At 68.7% G+C, this 17,251-nt stretch carries 13 protein-coding genes; 2 read left to right on the plus strand and 11 right to left on the minus strand.

Features of this window, described 5'->3' with window-relative positions; translation table 11 throughout:
* Positions 1-80: 80 nt before the first annotated feature.
* The 11 genes from ACFYOS_RS26180 to ACFYOS_RS26230 form a co-directional block, all read right to left on the minus strand.
* Positions 81-953, minus strand: a complete 873-nt coding sequence (locus ACFYOS_RS26180) for a TIGR03560 family F420-dependent LLM class oxidoreductase (RefSeq protein ID WP_387146873.1) — start codon at positions 951-953, stop codon at positions 81-83.
* A gap of 54 nt (positions 954-1,007) precedes the next feature.
* On the minus strand, positions 1,008-2,495 hold the full coding sequence (locus tag ACFYOS_RS26185) for a purine-cytosine permease family protein (RefSeq protein ID WP_387146876.1): 1,488 nt from the start codon (positions 2,493-2,495) through the stop codon (positions 1,008-1,010).
* A 203-nt stretch (positions 2,496-2,698) separates the two neighbouring features.
* Positions 2,699-3,913: a sugar phosphate isomerase/epimerase family protein gene (locus ACFYOS_RS26190; protein WP_387146878.1), complete on the minus strand. Its 1,215-nt coding sequence runs from the start codon at positions 3,911-3,913 to the stop codon at positions 2,699-2,701.
* Positions 3,914-4,012: 99 nt separating this feature from the next.
* Positions 4,013-7,465, minus strand: a complete 3,453-nt coding sequence (locus tag ACFYOS_RS26195; protein ID WP_387146881.1) for a ThuA domain-containing protein — start codon at positions 7,463-7,465, stop codon at positions 4,013-4,015.
* 317 nt (positions 7,466-7,782) lie between these two features.
* Positions 7,783-8,685 (minus strand): sugar phosphate isomerase/epimerase family protein, encoded by a 903-nt coding sequence (locus tag ACFYOS_RS26200; protein WP_387146884.1) that lies wholly within the window; start codon positions 8,683-8,685, stop codon positions 7,783-7,785.
* A gap of 66 nt (positions 8,686-8,751) precedes the next feature.
* Positions 8,752-10,863: a PQQ-dependent sugar dehydrogenase gene (locus ACFYOS_RS26205; protein ID WP_387146887.1), complete on the minus strand. Its 2,112-nt coding sequence runs from the start codon at positions 10,861-10,863 to the stop codon at positions 8,752-8,754.
* Between the two features lie 589 nt (positions 10,864-11,452).
* On the minus strand, positions 11,453-11,914 hold the full coding sequence (locus tag ACFYOS_RS26210) for a hypothetical protein (protein ID WP_387146889.1): 462 nt from the start codon (positions 11,912-11,914) through the stop codon (positions 11,453-11,455).
* A 121-nt stretch (positions 11,915-12,035) separates the two neighbouring features.
* Positions 12,036-12,839 carry an ABC transporter ATP-binding protein gene (locus ACFYOS_RS26215; RefSeq protein WP_387146892.1) on the minus strand — a complete coding sequence of 268 codons (804 nt, stop codon included), beginning with the start codon at positions 12,837-12,839 and terminating at the stop codon, positions 12,036-12,038.
* Between the two features lie 42 nt (positions 12,840-12,881).
* The gene (locus ACFYOS_RS26220) at positions 12,882-13,664 is read right to left on the minus strand and encodes an ABC transporter permease (RefSeq protein WP_387146895.1); all 783 of its coding nucleotides are present in this window, start codon (positions 13,662-13,664) and stop codon (positions 12,882-12,884) included.
* On the minus strand, positions 13,661-14,524 hold the full coding sequence (locus tag ACFYOS_RS26225) for an ABC transporter permease (RefSeq protein WP_387146898.1): 864 nt from the start codon (positions 14,522-14,524) through the stop codon (positions 13,661-13,663). The genes ACFYOS_RS26220 and ACFYOS_RS26225 overlap by 4 nt, the downstream gene beginning before the upstream one ends.
* 166 nt (positions 14,525-14,690) lie before the next feature.
* The gene (locus ACFYOS_RS26230) at positions 14,691-15,458 is read right to left on the minus strand and encodes an IclR family transcriptional regulator (protein WP_387146901.1); all 768 of its coding nucleotides are present in this window, start codon (positions 15,456-15,458) and stop codon (positions 14,691-14,693) included.
* A gap of 120 nt (positions 15,459-15,578) precedes the next feature.
* Between ACFYOS_RS26230 and ACFYOS_RS26235 the strand changes: the two genes are divergently transcribed.
* Positions 15,579-16,562 (plus strand): ABC transporter substrate-binding protein, encoded by a 984-nt coding sequence (locus tag ACFYOS_RS26235; protein WP_387146904.1) that lies wholly within the window; start codon positions 15,579-15,581, stop codon positions 16,560-16,562.
* Positions 16,559-17,233 (plus strand): cysteine hydrolase family protein, encoded by a 675-nt coding sequence (locus ACFYOS_RS26240; RefSeq protein WP_387146906.1) that lies wholly within the window; start codon positions 16,559-16,561, stop codon positions 17,231-17,233. Before ACFYOS_RS26235 ends, ACFYOS_RS26240 begins: the two co-directional genes overlap by 4 nt.
* Positions 17,234-17,251 lie beyond the last annotated feature (18 nt).

Here is a 17,251-nt window from a genome sequence, read left to right on the forward strand (position 1 = left end):
GAGGGTGTGCAGGAGGTTGGCGACGGGCAGGGTCGTGCTGGACGTGTCGATGTCCCTGGACGGGTTTGCGCGGTGTTGGATCAGGCGAGTTCGGCGAGTCGCGCCACGACCCGCTGCTCGGCCAGTTCCTGCGCGAACTCGACCGGGTGCCGGTCGGGCATCGTCTGCACCTCGGTCACGCCGAGCGCCGCGTACTCGGCCACCTCGGCGACGAACGCGTCGACGTCGGGCAGGGGCGGCCGCATGACCAGCACGGTCTTCTCGATGCTGCCGTAGTCCCGGCCTTCGGCGGCACAGTGTTCGCGCAGTACGTCGAGCTTGTGCGCGACCTCCGCCGGGCTGTTGCCGAACAGATTGCACGCGTCGGCGTAGCGGGCCACGAGCCGCAGGGTCTTCTTTTCGCCGCCGCCACCGATCATGATCGGGGGGTGCGGTCGGCTGATCGGCGCCGGCACGTTCAGCGTCTCAGCGAGCTGGTAGTGCTTGCCGTCGAACCGGCCGTTGTTGTCGCTCCACATCTGCAGACAGATCTGCAACGTCTCCTCAAGACGTTCGAAGCGCTCGGTGACCGGGACGTTCGGTACGCCGAGGCCGCGCTGCTCGCGGTCGTACCACGAGGCGCCGATGCCGAGCCGGGCACGCCCGCCGGAGAGCACGTCGAGAGTGGTGACAATCTTGGCGAGGAGGCCGGGATAGCGGTACATCACCCCGGTGACGAGGACACCGAGTGTCATCCGTTCGGTCTTCGCGGCCACGTAGCCCAGCGTCGTGTAGGCCTCGAGCATCGGCTCCTCGGCCGAGGTGGTGAACTCCATTTGGAAGTAGTGGTCCATGACCGTGAAGGTGGAAACCCCGGCCTGGTCCGCGATCCGGGCGGTCTCCGCCAGTGCCCCGCCCATCTCGGACGAGTCGGCGGGCGTGGAGAAGTTCCAGTAGTGCAGGCCGAGCTTCATCGCCCATCCTTCCGAGTTCCTGGGGCAACTGGCATTATGCCGGGACTGCCCGGATCACGCGGTGCGTTCCTGGTTGCGGACGCGGCGCCGGCCGAGCAGCAGGTAGCCGAGGAAGCCGATGGCGAAGGAAGCCGCCACCCCGAGGTTCGCGTAGGCCCAGCCGCCGGCCTTGCCGCCGAGGCCCGTTGCCGAGAGCAGGTAGCCCTGCCAGGACAGCCACGAGGCCAGGCTGTTCGTCACCAGGCCCCAACCGACGGCGGTGCCGGCGACGACGAGTCCGACCGCCGCCGCGCCGATCGAGCCGTATCGGCCGTCGGGCCGGTAGAGGTCCGCTTCGGCGTACGCGTGCCTGCGCAACGCGAGATCCGCGAGAAACACCCCGCACCAGCCGGCGATCGGCACGCCGAGGGTGATGAGGAAGCCCTGGAACGGGCCGATGAAGCTGCTGGCGATCCAGACGATGTAGATGGTGCCGAGGATCATCAGGACGCCGTCGATGCCCGCCGCCACCCACCTCGGCGCGCGCAGCCCGAGGGTGAGCAGCGCCAGGCCCGACGAGTAGATGTCCAGGACCGCGCCGCCGATGAGGCCGAGGATGGCGACGATCGCGAACGGTACGAGGTACCAGGTCGGGACGAGCGCCGTCAGGGCGCCGATGGGGTCGGCGGCGATCGCGCTGCTGAGCTGCTCGTCGGAGGCGGCGAGCAGCAGGCCATAGACGACCAGGACGACGGGCGCCACGCTCGCCCCGAACGTGGTCCAGCCGACGACGCCGCGGCTCGACGCGCCGCGCGGCAGGTAGCGGGCGTAGTCAGCGCCGGAGTTGACCCAGCCGAGGCCGAAGCCAGTCATCGCGAAGATGAGGGTGCCGATGAACGCCTCGATGGACCCGCTCGGCACCGACGACACCGTGGCCCAGGAGACGTGATCGGCGGTCAGCACGAGGTAGCCGACGGTCAGGACCGCGGTGCCCATGGTGATGATGCCCTGCAGGCGCATGATGGCGTCGAAGCCGAGGACCCCGGCGAGCACGACGACCAGGGCCACGACGAGGAACGCGACGACCTTCGTGGTGTTGCCGCTGCCCCAGCCCAGCCGGTCGAAGACGGTCGCCGTGGCCAGCGTGGCGAGGGCGCAGAGCACAGTCTCCCAACCGACCAGCAGGACGTAGCTGATGGCCGCCGGCAACGCATTGCCGCGGACGCCGAACGGGGCCCGGCTGAGGACCATCGTGGGCGCCGAGCCGCGCTTGCCGGCCAGCGACACGAAGCCAACGAGCAGGAAAGACACGACGGTCCCGAGCACCCCCGCGAACGTCGCCTGCCAGAAGGAGACTCCGAAGCCGAGGAAGAAGGAGCCGTAGCTGATGCCCAGGACGGCGATGTTCGCGGCGCACCATGGCCAGAACAGGTCGCGCGGCCGGCCCTTGCGTTCCTGCTCCGCGATCACGTTGATGCCGTTGAGCTCGACGGGCAAGCCGGCCGGCCCGCCGGCGCCGGGCTCCGAGCGGTGACTCCCCGTTGGTCGAACCTCTGTGCTCATGGCTCCCCCTGCTCTGCGGACGGGTGACGACTGGGACTGATCGAGGAGCAGTGGACGACGGTGCGGGCCATGACCAGTGTCCGGGTGGCGGGCATCGATGGACAAGAGCCACGTCCACGGTCCGGTGATCGGGGGCGTAGAAACGAGATCGCCCGCTCCGGCCGACGCGTCGGTGGCCGGAGCGGGCGAGCCCGTGGGAGATGTCAGTAGCGCAGCGCGCGGAGGTTGGCGTAGCTGTCGCAGGCCGACGAGACGCCGTCCGGGCGGGGGCTGTCGTTCTCGGTCAGGTAGTAGTCGACGCCGCTCATCGCGCTGTAGGCGAAGATGCGGGCGAAGTCGATGGTGCCCTCGCCCACGTCGGCGAAGGACCCGTTGGGGGCCATGTCCTTGACATGGAACAGCGAGAACCGGCCTGGATACTGCTTGATCAGGTCCACCGGGTCGGCGCCGCCGCTGGTCGCCCAGTACAGGTCGAGCTCCATCGCCACCAGGTTCGGGTCGGTCTCGCGTACCAGCACGTCGTAGCCGCGTACGCCGTTCTGGGTGGTGAACTCGAACGCGTGGTTGTGGTAGGCGACGGTGATGCCCACCTTCTTCAGTTCGGCGCCGACGGCGTTGAGGGTCGCCGCGACCTCGGAATAGTCGTCGAGCGTCCAGGAGGCCGAGCCGGAGATCCGGACGTATTTGGCGCCGAACGCGTTGGCGTTGGCGATGACGCCGTCGAGGTTGTTTCTGAGGTCGCCGAGGCCGATGCCGATCGACGGGACGGACGGCCCGGCGTCGGCCACCAGGGGTGCCAGCGCTGCGGCTGTCTTGCCGTAGAAGTTGTTCACCGCGCCTGAGGGTTCCGCGTTGCGGTAGCCACAGGCGGCGAGCGCGGCGAGGGTGGCGTCGGGTGCGTTCGGCATGGTGGCCCGCACGGTGTAGAGGACAAGGCCGATCCGGTCGTCGGGTAGCGCCCGTGTCCCGGAGGCCGGCTGCGGCTTGCCGATCTCGGAGTCAGCCGCCGCCTGTACGATGCTCGCGCTCTCCTCCGGTGTGATGACGTCGTTCTGCCTGAGCGCGTTGGCCAGCCCGCTGACCGTGCTCACGAAGTTGCCGTGGTTGGCGAACGGTGCGTCGGCCCAGACGGCGTCCATGATCGTGCATCCGTCGCCGAGGTCGCGGTTGGGTACGCCCGAGTCGGCCCGGTCCTGGCCGAAGAAGACCGTGGACGAGGTGGTGTAACCCCAGGGGCAGGCGTCCGCGGTCACCTGTTCGATGGCGGCGGCGGGAGCGCTCGAACCGTCGGTCGTTGATTCGGCGGCCGACGCCGGGCTCGGTGTGAACGGCAGGAGTGTCGCGGCGAGCGACGCGGCGAGCAGGTGGCGCGCTCGTGTCGATCGATGGAGGGACGGGCGGGCGGAGCTGGCATCCATGTTGTCTCCCAATAGGTGAGGAACTCGGACGGTGCGGTGGTCGCTGTGCCGGGCCGGTGGTGGCGGGGTGCCGTCCCACCCCGCCACCGCTCCGGACGCTCAGCGCACCGTCACGACCACGGTCGAGGACATGGTCGCCCCGAGGCTGTCGGTGACGGTCAACTGTGCGGTGTAGATGCCCTTGCGGGCGTACGTGTGACCGGCCGTCGCGCCGTGCACGGCGGCGGCGTTGTCGCCGAAGTCCCATGCGTAGTCGGTGATGGTGCGCCCGACCGCCGGCGAGGCTGCCCCGGTGAACGCGACCGCCAGCGGCGCGGTGCCGGTGGTGGGTGTGGCCGAGGCCGACACCGTGGCGTCGGTCTGTTCCCGCACCGCGGCGCCGTTGAAGCGCAGCCAGTCCAGCGCCATCAGGTCGGGGGTGCCACCGGTCTGGTTCGGGTTGACGAACACCAGGTAGAGCGTGACCGTGCGGCCCGGATCGGTCAGCTCGACGGTGGGCGAGACGAGGTTGTCCCAGCCGCCGGTGCCGCCGATGGTGGCCCGCCCGAGGAGCTCGCCGGTGGGGGAGTCGGCCCTGACTTCGATGTCGCCGCCGCTGCTGCCCGAGGCGACCCCGAAGGTGACCGTGTCGATGTTGCGGAGGTTGACCGGGCCGAAGTTGATCCAGTCTCCGTTGTCGATGTCACCGATGCGCTTGCCGGCGCTCGCGGTGGCACGGTCGATCACCTGGATGCCGTCCTGGCCGTCGAAGTGCTCGGCCTCCTTGCGTTTGGTCTGCAGCTCCACCCGGGTCGAGCCGATCAACGCCGGCGCTCCGGCCGACCCGCCGTCGGTGTACTGCGCGGTGAGCACGGAGTAGAGGTTCTGTCCCGGGCCGTGCCCGTCGCCGCCGTTGCTCTCGGTGGCCGCGACTCCGCTGCAACCGATGTAGTTGTCCAGCGGGTGGGTGTGCGAGTCGTGGCCGAGTTGGGTCTGCACGACCACCTTCGAACAGTCGATGCTGTTCTCCTCCGGGTCGGTGACCGTCACCGTGTAGGGGATGCGGTCACCGAAGTCGAAGAAAGCCCCGTCGGGGACGCTGAGGGTCACCGTCGGGCGTGTGTTGCCGGCAGTGATCTCCTGTACGGCGACCGCGGTCTGCCCATTGGTGGCGGTGACGGTGAGTCGGGCGGTGAAGCGCCCCGGCGTGCTGTAGGTGTGGCTGGGGTTGGCGGCGGTGGAGTCGACGCTGCCGTTGCCGTCGAAGTCCCAGGCGTACTTGATGGCGGTGCCGTCCGGGCCGCTGGAGCCGGCGCTGGAGAAGGCGACGGTCAGCGGCGCGGGTCCGCTGTCCTTGTCGGCGGTCAGCTTGGCCACCGGGGGACGGCTGTTGGCGACGTAGTCGATGCGGTAGATGCCGGCGCCCTTGTTGCTGCCGCCTCGACCGCTGCCGCTGCCCTCGCCGAAGTCGATGACGTAGAGGGAGCCGTCCGGCCCGAACTCCGCCTCGAACGGCTGGATCCACGACATGTTGCCGAAGATCCCGTTGATGGACTGCAGGTCACCGACGTTGGTGGCGCCGAAGCGGGGGTCGTCGAAGGTCTGGGCGGTGTCGTGGATCGACAGCGTCTTGAACCACCTGCGGGTCAACTCGTAGACGATCCACTTGCCGTCGTAGTACTGGGGGAACTTGGTCAGCCGCTTGTTGGACGGGTCGTAGTCGTAGACGGGTCCACTCATGGGGCCGCCGCCACCGGTGCCGAGTTCGGGGAACTGCGGGGAGGCCGAGTAGGCGTACCAGACCAGCGCCGGCTTGGCCGCGGGGAGGTTGGTCAGCCCGGTGTTGTTGGGGGAGTCGTTGACCGGCGCGGCGCAGTCGAACTTCGGTCCGGAGCTGGAGGTGGCGAAGTCGTAGTCGTTGAACGGGAGGTTGTTGCCGATGCAGTAGGGCCAGCCGTAGTTGCCGGCGCTGGTGATCCGGTTGAACTCGACGGTCCCTTCCGGCCCGCGGTTCGGGTTCGCGGAGCGGGCGTCGGGGCCGTAGTCGGCCACGAGCAGCGCGTCGGTCTTGGAGTCGACGGTGATGCGGAACGGGTTCCGCATGCCCATCGCGTAGATCTCGGGCTTGGTCCTGGGCGTGCCCGGGGCGAACAGGTTGCCGTCCGGGATGGCGTACGTGCCGGTGGGCAGCGGCTTGATCCGCAGGATCTTGCCGCGCAGGTCGTTGGTGTTGCCGGCGGTGCCCTGCGCGTCGTACGCGCGGCGGCCGGCCCGCTCGTCGATGGGGTTGAAGCCGCTGGACTCGAACGGGTCGGTGTTGTCGCCGATGGCGGCGTACAGGTTGCCCTGCTGGTCCATCGTCACCGACCCGCCCATGTGCGAGTTGGCGCGCGCCTCACCGCGCCAGGTGGGGATCGTGAGCAGGCGCTTCTCCGAGTCGAGGCTGACGGTGTCGCCGGTGACGGTGAACCGGGACAGGTTCAGCTGCTTCTCCACCCGGTCGGACCAGAGCAGGTAGATCCAGTTGTTCTTGTCGAAGTGCCGGTCCAGTGTCATGCCGAGCAGGCCGTCGGACTGGCTGGTCTGCTCGGGCGTGTAGGCGAAGTTGAGGAGGGTGGTGACGGCGAGGGTGTCCTGGTTGATGACCTTCAGTGCGCCGGTGCGCTCGATGTAGAAGACCCGGCGGTCCGGTGCCACGGCCAGTTCGAACGGGTCGGAGAGGTCCTGGTTGACCAGGGGGATCCGTTCGAAGTTGGTGGTCCTGGTGGCGCCGCAGTCACCGGGGGCGGCGCCCGCCGCCCACGTGATGCCACCGAGCAGGTGCTGCAGGAAGGTCGGCTCCTGGAACGACGAGGAGCTGTGCCCGCCGGCGGTGAACCAGGACCGGCCGCCGTCGTAGTTCTGGCACCACGAGTACGGGTGGTCGACGCCCTCGTTCAACCCGGGGATGCCGTCGCGCACCTTGATCTGGGCGAGGGTGTGGACTTTGCCGGTGGGGTTGGCCCGCCAGTTGTACCACTCCTCGCTGCGCTCCCACAGCTCCGGCAGGCCCCTGGTGGAGGGGTGGGCGTGGTCGAGGACCTTGATCCGGCCGGGGAAGGTGCCGCCGGTGCTGGAGAAGTCCGGGTGCTGGTCGAAGATGGCCCCGACCAGTCCCTCGTACCAGCTCCAGTCCCGCTCGCTCGCCGAGGCGGCGTGCAGGCCGACCCAGCCGCCGCCGTTGCGGACGAACGTCTGCAGGGCGGCCCGCTGCTCGGCGTTGAGCAGGTCGCCGAAGGCTGGGGTGGAGTTGGTGTTGTTGAACACGAGGGCGTCGAACCGGGCGAGGTTGGCGTCGGTGAACGCGGCCGCGTCGGTGGTCGCCTCGACGGCGAAGCCGTGCTGGTCGCCGAGCTGCTGGACGGCGGCGACGCCGGCCGGGATGGAGTCGTGGTAGAAGTTCGTGACCTTGGAGAAGACCAGTACCCGGAAATCGGGTTCGGTCGTGGATTCGGCGGCGGTCGCGGCCGTGCTTGGCAACACGAGTGTGATGGCCGCGAGTAGGGCGAAAAGTAGCGTGCGTTGGCGTCTCATACACGCGCTCCTTGCGGGGGACGGTGGTCAGAAAGCGCTTTCTACGTTCCCTGCACCCTACGAGGCCCATTTCAATGGGTCAATATTTTCGGCGCGGTTCACATTTTCGTCGGCACCGACCCATGCTGCCGTTTTATTCCACAGTTGAATACTCCCTCGATCGGAGGGAGTTGTTGTCGCCCGATCAGTTGGGTGTCAACAAAAAATGGCGGCTGGACACCAGGGCCGGCAATTCTGACCGATCGCGGCGACCGAGGTCGCTGCCACCCGATCAGACGCCGGCCCTGGTGTCCGTCAGCACTCCTCTCGGCCGTTCCTCAGAAGCGCAGCTTGCGCAGGTAGCGGTAGCCCACCTCGGCCGTCTGCTGCGGCGTCACATCGGGGGTGTCGTTCTCGACGATGTACTCCTGCACGGAGTGCTCCCGGAAGATCCGGGCAAAGTCGATCATCCCGGTGCCCAGGTCGGCCATGTCGCCGTCGGACTCGTGGCGGTCCTTGACGTGGAATTGCAGGACGCGCTGCGGCGCCGACCGGATGACGTCCAGCGTGAAGCCCTCGGGATCCGCGACGCCGTCACCGGAGTTGATGCCGCCGGTGACCGCCCAGTAGATGTCAACCTCGAGATGCACAAGGTTGGGATCGAGCTCCGACGTCAGCACGTCCCAGGGGCGCTTGCCACCACCGAGGTCGATGGTGAACTCATGGGCGTGGTTGTGGTACCCGTAGCGCAGACCGGCCGCCCCGGCCGCGGCGGCCTCCACGTTCATCTGCTCCGCCCAGCGCTTCCATTCGTCCTCGCGCTCGGAATACAGGTACGGCACCACCAGGTGGGACTGCCCCAGGGTGACCGCGTTCTGGATCTTCTGGTCCAGCTCGGCGGCGCTACCGCTGATCCCGTCGTGGCTGGAGCTGGCCCGGATACCGATGCCGTCCAGGAACTGGCGCAGCTGGGCAGCGGTACGGCCGAAGTAGCCGAGCGCCAGCTCCACCTTCGGGTAGCCGATCCGGGCCAGGTGGGTGAGGGTCGCGTCGTACCCCGGCGCACCCCACAGCGCGTCGCGTACGGTCCATAGCTGGATGCTGATCAGGCCCGGGGGCACGTGCTGCCGTCCGGTGGTGCGGGTGGTCGCGGTCGCAGCCGTCGCGCCGATCCCCGCCGACGCCAGCCCGACACCGGCGAGCGCCGCCAGTGAGCCGCGTAGCAGGCTCCGCCGGTCCATGACGGACCGCCGTAGCGCGGCCCCTCCGTCGTATCCGTAACACATGGTGACTCCTTACCTCATGGGTTATGCGGTGGGAACCAGGACGACCTGGTCCGATCCGCTCAGGGAGGGCAGGCCGTTCCCGCCGGCGTCGGTGTAGGACGCGACGAACACACCGGTCAGCTGGTCCTTCCCCGGGTCGTGACCGGACGGCACCGTCGTCTGGATGGAACCGGAGCAGCCGTTGGCGGTGGTCTGCGGGTGCCCGTGGTCGTCGTGGCCGAGGATGTACGTGACGCTGACCCGCGAGCAGTCCACCGGCCGGTCGTCGGTCACCCGTACCTCGAACTGCACCGTGTCGCCGAACGTGAACGGCTGGCCCTCGACCGGCTTGACCAGCTCCACCACGGGCGCGGCGTTGCCGACCACGACCCGGACGGACGCGGAGGCCGACAGACCGCCCGGGTCGCTCACCTTGAGCGTGGCGTCGTAGAGGCCGTTCTCCTGATACGTGAACGTCGGGTTCGTCGCGCGCGAGTCGACCTTGCCGTCGTTGTCGAAGTCCCACGCGTACGACAGCCGGTCGCCGTCGTAGTCCGTGGTGCCGTCACTGGAGAACGTGACGGTCAGCGGCGCGAGCCCGTTGGTGGGCGTGGCCGCGGCCTGGGGCACCGGGGTGTGGTTGCCCTTCCAGCCGAGGTAGTCGATCCGGGCGAGCTGCGCGTCCGGGTTCTCGCTGAAGAAGCCGTCGCCGTACTCGAGCACGTAGAGCGCGCCGTCCGGGCCGAACTCCAGGTCCATCGGGTTGTCGAAGGTGAACGAGGGGAGCACCGGCTCGATCCTGGCCAGAGCGCCGCCGGCGTTCAGCCGGAAGCCCTTCACGTAGTCCCGGGTCCACTCGTGGAACAGCGGGATGCCGTCGTAGTACGCGGGCCACGCCACCGGCGCGCGTCCCTTCGTCGTCGGGAAGGTGAAGCGGTACGCCGGTCCGGCCATCGGTCCGATGCCGCCGGTGCCCAGCTCCGGGAACTGCGCGGAGGGACCGTAGCCGTACCAGACGTCCGGCTGCTGCACCGGTGGTAGCTGCCGCAGCCCGGTGTTGTGCGGTGACTCGTTGACCGGCGCGGAGCAGTTGAACGTCTGCCCGGACTGGCCGGTGGCGAAGTCGTAGTCCACGTACGGCAGCTGGGCGGTGGCGCAGTAGGGCCACCCGTAGTTGCCGGCCTTGCGGGCCGCAAGCCACTTGCCCTGTCCGGCCGGCCCACGCGACGGATCGGCCTCGCCTGCGTCCGGTGAGTAGTCGGCGACGTACAGCTCGTCGGACTGGCGGTTGAACTCGATCCGGAACGGGTTACGCAGGCCCATCAGGTAGATCTCGGCCCGGGTGCCGGCGGTGCCCTGCGGGAAGAGGTTGCCGTCCGGGATGCTGTACCCGCCGTCGTTGCCGACCTTGATGCGCAGGATCTTGCCACGCAGGTCGTTCGTGTTGGCCGCGGTGCGCTGCGCGTCGTACGCCGGGTTCCGGCCCGGGCGCTCGTCGATCGGGGCGTAGCCGCCGGATTCGAACGGGTTGGTGTCGTCACCGGTGGACAGGTACAGGTTGCCCTTGGCGTCGAAGACGATGTCCCCGCCGACGTGGCAGCAGATGCCCCGGTCGACCGGCACGTCGATGATCTGCTGCTCGGTGGACAGGTCCAGCTTGTCCTTGACCAGCCGGAACCGGGAGAGCCGGATGGCACCCGTGAATTTCGCGAAGTCGGCGGCGGTGCCCCAGGCCGGTGCGTCGCCCTCGTTGACGTTCGGGGTCGACGGATCGTCGACCGGGGTGTTCAACGGTGGCGAGTAGTACAGGTAGACCCAGTTGTTGCCGGCCTTGCCGAAGTTGGGATCGATCGCGACGTTCTGCAGGCCCTCCTCGTCGTGCCGGTAGACGTCGAGGGTCGCGGCGATCGTGTTGCGGCCGGTGGCGGGGTCGTGCAGCCAGACCTCACCCGGTCGGGTCACGTGCAGCACCCGGCTGTCGGGCAGCACCGCGAGGTCCATCGGCTCGCCCGGGTGGTCGTTGAGGGTCACCTTCTGGAAGTCGCTCTCCGGCGGCGGGCTGGTCGTGCCGGGTGCGGCCATCGCGACGGTGGGGGTGGCGACGAGCGCCGTGGTCGTCAGGGTCGCTACGGCGAGCGCGAGTCGTCTCGTCATCTGCCTCTCCTTGTGCTGGCGACTGGTCAGGGTGCGGCTGGCTCCTCCTTCATGGCTACCGGCGGACTTTTGGGCACGGCTGAGTCGCCCGTCGCGCGGCACGCCGCTACCGCGGGCGCCGAACAGGTCGGCGATGGCGGCGCAGCTGCGTTCGGGGACGGGCGGAAGGACTGGGGTAGGGGACAGGTGGCAGGTCAGATGTCGGCCGGTTGCCAACAGCCGTCTGGTGTCACCGCCGAGGGGCCGCATACCTGGCGGTTAACCCTGGCGTAACAACACCTCGTGGGCCGACGCTACAAAAGACATGTCCATATGTCCATAGCTTTCATCGGAAGCGGTCGAACTTTCCTCCGCTGTCGACGAAAGTAGCCCTTCGGGTTGCGGCAACCGTGGGAGTCAGTGGCTCCGCCGCCGGCCAGGGGCCCGGCGGTGCCCACTGCGAAGGTGGCGGCGGTTCCAGTAGGTGCGGCTGCCGATCCAGGTCGGGCCCCACAGTTACCGCTCAGTGCGCTCGAGAGCCGCAGCGGGTTCGACATAGTGCGCATGCATCGGGCAGGACGGGGGTGGTCGCCCCAGCCGTCCCCAGCTGTCACGGACGGCGGCTGAAGGTGGCCACCCAGTTGACCTCCCAGGTCCGCCCGCCATCTGCGGAGAACGCCTGTTCCCACCGGGGATTCGGCGTGTCCACGTCGGACCACACGTACCGCACCCGGATCGGGGTGCCCTCCCAGGAGTCGTCGCATTCGAAGGTGCCGATCCGGTTGTCGAAGCGGCCAACGACCGGTACGTCCAGCTGGCCGCCGCTGGCCCTGGACGCCCACCAAATCCGCCACACCTGCTCCTGCGGGCTGTACAGGCGCAGCGTAATGCCTTCCAGGTCACGCTCCGGCGCCCGGAGCACGTCGAAGACGCCGTTGCCGTCGAGCCACACCTGGCAGTCCAGGGTGGCGTCGAACGCGTACCACTCGTCGCAGCCCGCCAGCACCTTGACCAGTCGGCGTTGACGGCTGTTCCACTGCCCCGTCAGGAAATCGAAATCCGTGTTCGTCATGCCGCGACGCTACGACCGCACCCCTGACATCTTCTGTCAGTGGATGTCGGCAGACCCTTGCGGAACGTCCGGGCCCTCGTGGTCCTGCTCAACCGTAGCTACCCGGTTGCCGAACGCCTTCTTAGGCGAGCGCCTCTGCTGCGCGACGGTCCGCCATGCTCGCCGCCTTGGCCTGATGGATCTGCTGGTAGATCTCGGCGCGCAGTTCGGCAAATCGCGGCAGCGACCGGGTGGCCAACTGGTCCCGGTCGGTGGGCAGATCAACCGTTACTTGGTGCTGTACGACCGTGGGTGAGGCGGACAACACGATGACCCGCTCTCCGAGGTAGACCGCCTCGTCAATATCGTGGGTGACGAACAGAAGCGTGATACCGAACCGCTGCCACACCGAGCGGACCAGGTCCTCGAGATCCGCCCTGGTCTGGGCGTCGACCGCAGCGAACGGCTCGTCCATCAGCAGCACCTGCGGTTCGTAGGCCAACGCCCGGGCGATCGCGACACGCTGCTGCATGCCACCCGACAACTGCCAGGGGTATGCGTTCTCCACGTCGTGCAGGCCGACCGCTGCCAGCGATTCCGTGACGAGCTGACGTCGCCGGGCACGGCCGAGCCGCTTCTCCTTCAGCGGAAGCTCGACGTTCGCTCCGACCGTCATCCACGGGTACAGGCTGCGCCCGTACTCCTGGAACACCACCGCCATGTCGGCCGGCGGCCCGGCGACCCGCTGCCCATGCACCGACACCTCGCCGGACGTCGGCGCCAGCAGGCCGGCGATGCACTTGAGCAACGTCGTCTTGCCGCAGCCGGACGGGCCGACCAGGCAGGCCAGCTCCCCCGCCTTCAGTTCGAACGTCAGGTCTCGAACGGCCTCGACGGTTCGGCCGTGGCCGCCGTAGACCTTCCGCAGGCCGCGCACCTCGAGCATTCCCTACCTCCTAGTTTTGCGAGAGCCGGCGGACGGGAGCGGTCAGGACCGCTCGGCCCGCCGCAGACCGCGATGCCAGGCGAGGACGCGATCCTCGACGAAGCGGAACAGAATGGACAGCACAAACCCGAGCAGGCCGAGCAGGACGATGCCGGCCCACATCTCGGGAATGGCGAAACTGCGCTGGAGCTGCACGATGGCAAAGCCGAGGCCGTTCGTCGCCGCGAACATCTCGCTGATCACCATCAGGATGATCGCGATGGACAGCGCCTGGCGGAGACCAGCGAAGATCTGCGGGCTCGCAGCCGGAAGCACCACCCGGCGCAGCAGCGTCCGTCGCGAGAACCGGTAGCAGCGAGCAGTGTCGAGCTGAACCGGGTCGACGGCGCGGACGCCCTCCACGCTGTTGAGCAAGATCGGCCACAATGCGCCGGAGGCGATGACGAGCACCTTCATCGTCGTTCCGATGCCGGCGAACAGGATCAGCACGGGCACCAGTACCGGGGGCGGGATTGCCCGAAAGAACTCCAGCACCGGCTCGAGGACCTGCCGGACCGGACGGGAAAGTCCCACCAGTACACCGAGCCCGACCCCGAGGACGGCGGCCAGCAGGTAGCCCATCGCCAGCCGCTCGAGGCTCGGCAGCACGTCGTCGCCGAGTCGGGAACCGAGCCAGTCGGAGGCCAGGGCGTCCATGATCACCTGCACCGACGGCAGGTAGAAGTTCGTGCTGCCGGCGGTGCCGAACCACAGCGCGACGAAGACGACCAGCGGCAGTCCCACGATGAACGCGAGCGACGTCGCGCGCCGAAGCAGCCAGGTCATGCCGCCACCTCTCCCCGGACGGATGGATGCCAGGACAGAATCCGGCGCTCGACGGCGCGGGCGCCGAGGTTCACCAGTACGCCCAGCAGACCGGTGGTGACCACGTACGCGTACACCAGCGGAATCGCGGCGCTGGACTGGGCGATCGCGATCTCCTTGCCGAGCCCGGGCGCGCCGATGACGAGTTCGCCGGTGACCGCGAGGATCAGCGCCACGCTGGCGGCCAATCGCACTCCGGTCATGAAGTACGGCAGGACCGTCGGCCAGGTGACGTACCGCAGCAACGACAGCCGCCCCAGCCGGAACGAGCGCGCCGTATCGGCGGCGACCGGGTCCACGTCGTGCGCCCCGTACATGACCTGGATCAGGACCTGCCAGAACGCCGCGTACACGATGAGCATGAGCTTGGAGCGGATGTCGCTGCCGTAGAGCAGGACAGCGAGCGGGATCAGCGACACCGACGGGATGGGACGCAAGAACTCGACCAGCGAGGCGGTGAGCCGCCGTAGGAAGCCGATGCTGCCGAGGGTCAGACCCGCGGCGGCCCCGGCGACCACGGCGATGACCAGGCCGATCGCCCAGGACCGGACGGTGTCCCAGACCGCGATCCAGAACGACGGCCGGCCCACCTCGCCAGCCAGGGCTCTGACGATCTCACTGGTCGGCGAGAGGTAGGCCGGCGACACGAGGCCCGTGCGGGGCACCAACTCCAGCACCAGCAGCAGCCCGACCAGCCCAAACAGCCCGAGCGGGACCCGCCTGCGCCGCGGGTGCCCGGCATTGCCCGACTGCACCGCAGCCGGCTGCGACAGTGTCACCGGGCTCGCCCGCCCGGTCGACACACTGGTCGGACCGCTCATCTCCAACCCCCTTGCTTGGTGCGACAGCCGGGTCCACGGCGTACGTGCTCACCTGCTGGGCCGTGGTTCCGACGAACATAGGCCACGCGTTGCGCGGTACGGAACAAATGCAGCTTCCTTTTCTGACTAACAGAACAAGTAGAGCGCCAAACGGCCTGGGAACCGGTCAAAGGTCCTGGCTGATCGCCTCGGCGGCGCGGCACAGAGGCTCGACGAAGCCGCGCAGGCGGGAGTGGTCGGCCCGTGGGGCGGGCACGCTGATGGCGAGTGCGGCGACGGCGCGACCCGCATGGTCCCGCACGCAGACCGCCACGGCGTGCACGCCCTGCTCGCTTTCCCCCCGGTTCATCGCATAACCGAGCCGGCGCGCGTCCGCGAGTTCTTCCCGCAGCGCCGCCGGATCGGTCAACGTGCGGTCGGTGATTCGGCTGAACCCCCTGGGATACAACGCCTCCAGCTCGCTGTCGGTCAGCTCGGCGAGCAGCATCTTGCCCCCGGAGGTGGCGTGCGCCGGTACCAGCGCCCCGGTGCGGGAGGTGACGCGCAGCGCCTGGTCTGCCTCCACGCCGTCGATGAAGCGGACGGCGGCGCCTTCGAGCACCACGAGATTGGCGGTCTCGCGCAACTCGGCTGCCAGTCGCTCCATGTGCTGCCGGGCCTTGCGGCGCACGTCCAGTTCGCCGACCGCGGCCAGGCCGATCTCGACCAGGGCCCGTCCGGCCCGGTACGACCGGGACGCCGTGTCCTGCATAGCGAACCCGTGGTGGACCAGCGTCATCAGTAGCCGGTGTGCGGTGGACCTGGCGACACCGAGCTCGTCGCTGACGTCGGTCACGCGGACCTCCCCCCTGTCCCGCATGAGGAGGATCAGCCGCAGCGCCTTGTCGACGGACTCGATGGCGTACGGAGGGAGATTGTCCCCGCGGTTCGGCATGACGGGACCATATGTGACCGATCGGTGTTCTGGCTAGCGGAAAAACCGCCGGGACTTGTTCCATCACCCGCAACACGGTCGCTACGGTGGCGGGACTCAGGCACCCGACCAGGAGAAGCCATGCACTCTTCGTTGCGCCTTGCCGCCTCGTCCGCACTCTGCCTGCTGCTCGCCGCCTGCGGTGGGTCGAGCGCCGGCTCGTCCAAGACGGTGCCGGACAGCAGCAAACCCACCGTCATCAAGATCGCTGAGACCGCCGGCGTCCCCGCCGCCTTCCTTGAGTACGGCGAGCAGAAGGGCCTGTTCAAGGCGCAGGGGCTGGACCTGGAGATCGACACGGCGGCCGGCGGTGCCGCCGTCATCCCCGGTGTTGTCAGCGGCAACTACCAGTTCGGTGGCTCCAACACCACCAGCGTTCTGCTCGCGGCCAGCAAGGGCCTGCCGATCTCCCTCGTCGCCCCCGGCACGTTCGCCACCGACAAGGCCGACGCGGACTTCTCCGCTGTGCTCGTGGCCAAGGGCAGCCCGATCACCTCGGCGAAGGACCTCGCCGGCAAGAAGATCGCGGTCAACACCCTGAAGAACATCGGCGACGTCACGATCAAGGCCTCCCTCGAGGCCCGCGGCGTCGACACCTCCGGCATCCAGTTCGTCGAGGTCGGTTTCCCCGACATGCTGGCGACCCTGGACGCCGGACGGGTGGACGCCGCATGGGAGATCGAGCCGTTCGTGTCGCTCGGTCGCCAGCAGGGATTCCGGCCGGTGCTGTGGCCTTACGTAGAGTCCAAGCCCAGCCTGCAGGTCGGCTCGTACGTCGCCTCCAGCAAGTACGTCAAGGAGCAGCCGAAGGTGGTGGAAGCCTTCCAGAAGGGCGTCGCGGCCACCGCCGAGGCCATCGCATCCGACCCTGCCGCGTTCCGGACCGCTCTGCCCACGCTGCAGAAGGTCACCCCCGAGGCCGCACAGAAGATGATCCTGCCGGTGTGGCAGGCCAAGTGCGACCTGGACTCGCTGAACTTCATGGCCGAGAAGATGGGCAAGTACGGCCTGTCCAACGGCAAGATCGACATGGACAAGCTGGTTGCCTCCGGGGCGGCTGAGTGAGCCTGACGGTCGCGAACGTGTTGCCGGTGTCGCGCTGCGCGCTGGTGGTCGTCGACGTGCAGAACGACTACTGCGACCCGGACGGGGCGCTCGCCCAGGCGGGTGGCGACATGAGCGACGTCGCCCCCGCCGTGGATGCCGCCGCGGCGCTGCTCGACGTGGCCCGGGCCGCCGGGATCCCGTGCCTGCACGTGCGCACGGAGCACTCGGACTGGACGGACACGCCCGAGTGGTTGGCCCGGGGCGACGCCGGCAACCTGCTCGACCCGAGACATCACCCGATCGTCCGGCAGGGCTCGTGGGGGGCACAGCCCTACCGCATCTCCGCGGCGGGCGATGAGCGCGTGATCGTCAAGCATCGGTACTCCGGCTTCGCGTACACCTCTCTGGAGTTGTCCCTGCGGGCGCGCGGCCGCCACGTCGTGCTGCTCGCCGGGGTGACCAGCGACCTGTGCGTACGGGCGACCGGCTTCGACGCGCTCGCCCGGGGTTTCCAGCCGGTACTGGTCGCCGACGCCACCGCGGCCACAAGCCGGGCCCGGCACGACGGCGCCGTCAACGAGTTCCGGTCCTACCTGGGGCCGGTCGTCACCGTCGCAGACGTCCGGGCCGCTTGGTCTCGCCCCGCCACGGAATCCGCCGCTTCGGCCGAGCCAGTCGCCCGAATCTGAAGCGTTCGCCCGCCAAAG

Source organism: Micromonospora sp. NPDC005806, assembly GCF_042871425.1.
Taxonomy (GTDB): Bacteria; Actinomycetota; Actinomycetes; order Mycobacteriales; family Micromonosporaceae; genus Micromonospora.

What these genes read in the sequence shown, in the direction of transcription:
- ACFYOS_RS26180 (WP_387146873.1), bottom strand. Translation starts at nt 953, where the DNA reads ATGAAGCTCGGCCTGCACTACTGGAACTTCTCCACGCCCGCCGACTCG.
- ACFYOS_RS26185 (WP_387146876.1), bottom strand. Translation starts at nt 2,495, where the DNA reads ATGAGCACAGAGGTTCGACCAACGGGGAGTCACCGCTCGGAGCCCGGC.
- ACFYOS_RS26190 (WP_387146878.1), bottom strand. Translation starts at nt 3,913, where the DNA reads ATGGATGCCAGCTCCGCCCGCCCGTCCCTCCATCGATCGACACGAGCG.
- ACFYOS_RS26195 (WP_387146881.1), bottom strand. Translation starts at nt 7,465, where the DNA reads ATGAGACGCCAACGCACGCTACTTTTCGCCCTACTCGCGGCCATCACA.
- ACFYOS_RS26200 (WP_387146884.1), bottom strand. Translation starts at nt 8,685, where the DNA reads ATGGACCGGCGGAGCCTGCTACGCGGCTCACTGGCGGCGCTCGCCGGT.
- ACFYOS_RS26205 (WP_387146887.1), bottom strand. Translation starts at nt 10,863, where the DNA reads ATGACGAGACGACTCGCGCTCGCCGTAGCGACCCTGACGACCACGGCG.
- ACFYOS_RS26210 (WP_387146889.1), bottom strand. Translation starts at nt 11,914, where the DNA reads ATGACGAACACGGATTTCGATTTCCTGACGGGGCAGTGGAACAGCCGT.
- ACFYOS_RS26215 (WP_387146892.1), bottom strand. Translation starts at nt 12,839, where the DNA reads ATGCTCGAGGTGCGCGGCCTGCGGAAGGTCTACGGCGGCCACGGCCGA.
- ACFYOS_RS26220 (WP_387146895.1), bottom strand. Translation starts at nt 13,664, where the DNA reads ATGACCTGGCTGCTTCGGCGCGCGACGTCGCTCGCGTTCATCGTGGGA.
- ACFYOS_RS26225 (WP_387146898.1), bottom strand. Translation starts at nt 14,524, where the DNA reads ATGAGCGGTCCGACCAGTGTGTCGACCGGGCGGGCGAGCCCGGTGACA.
- ACFYOS_RS26230 (WP_387146901.1), bottom strand. Translation starts at nt 15,458, where the DNA reads ATGCCGAACCGCGGGGACAATCTCCCTCCGTACGCCATCGAGTCCGTC.
- ACFYOS_RS26235 (WP_387146904.1), top strand. Translation starts at nt 15,579, where the DNA reads ATGCACTCTTCGTTGCGCCTTGCCGCCTCGTCCGCACTCTGCCTGCTG.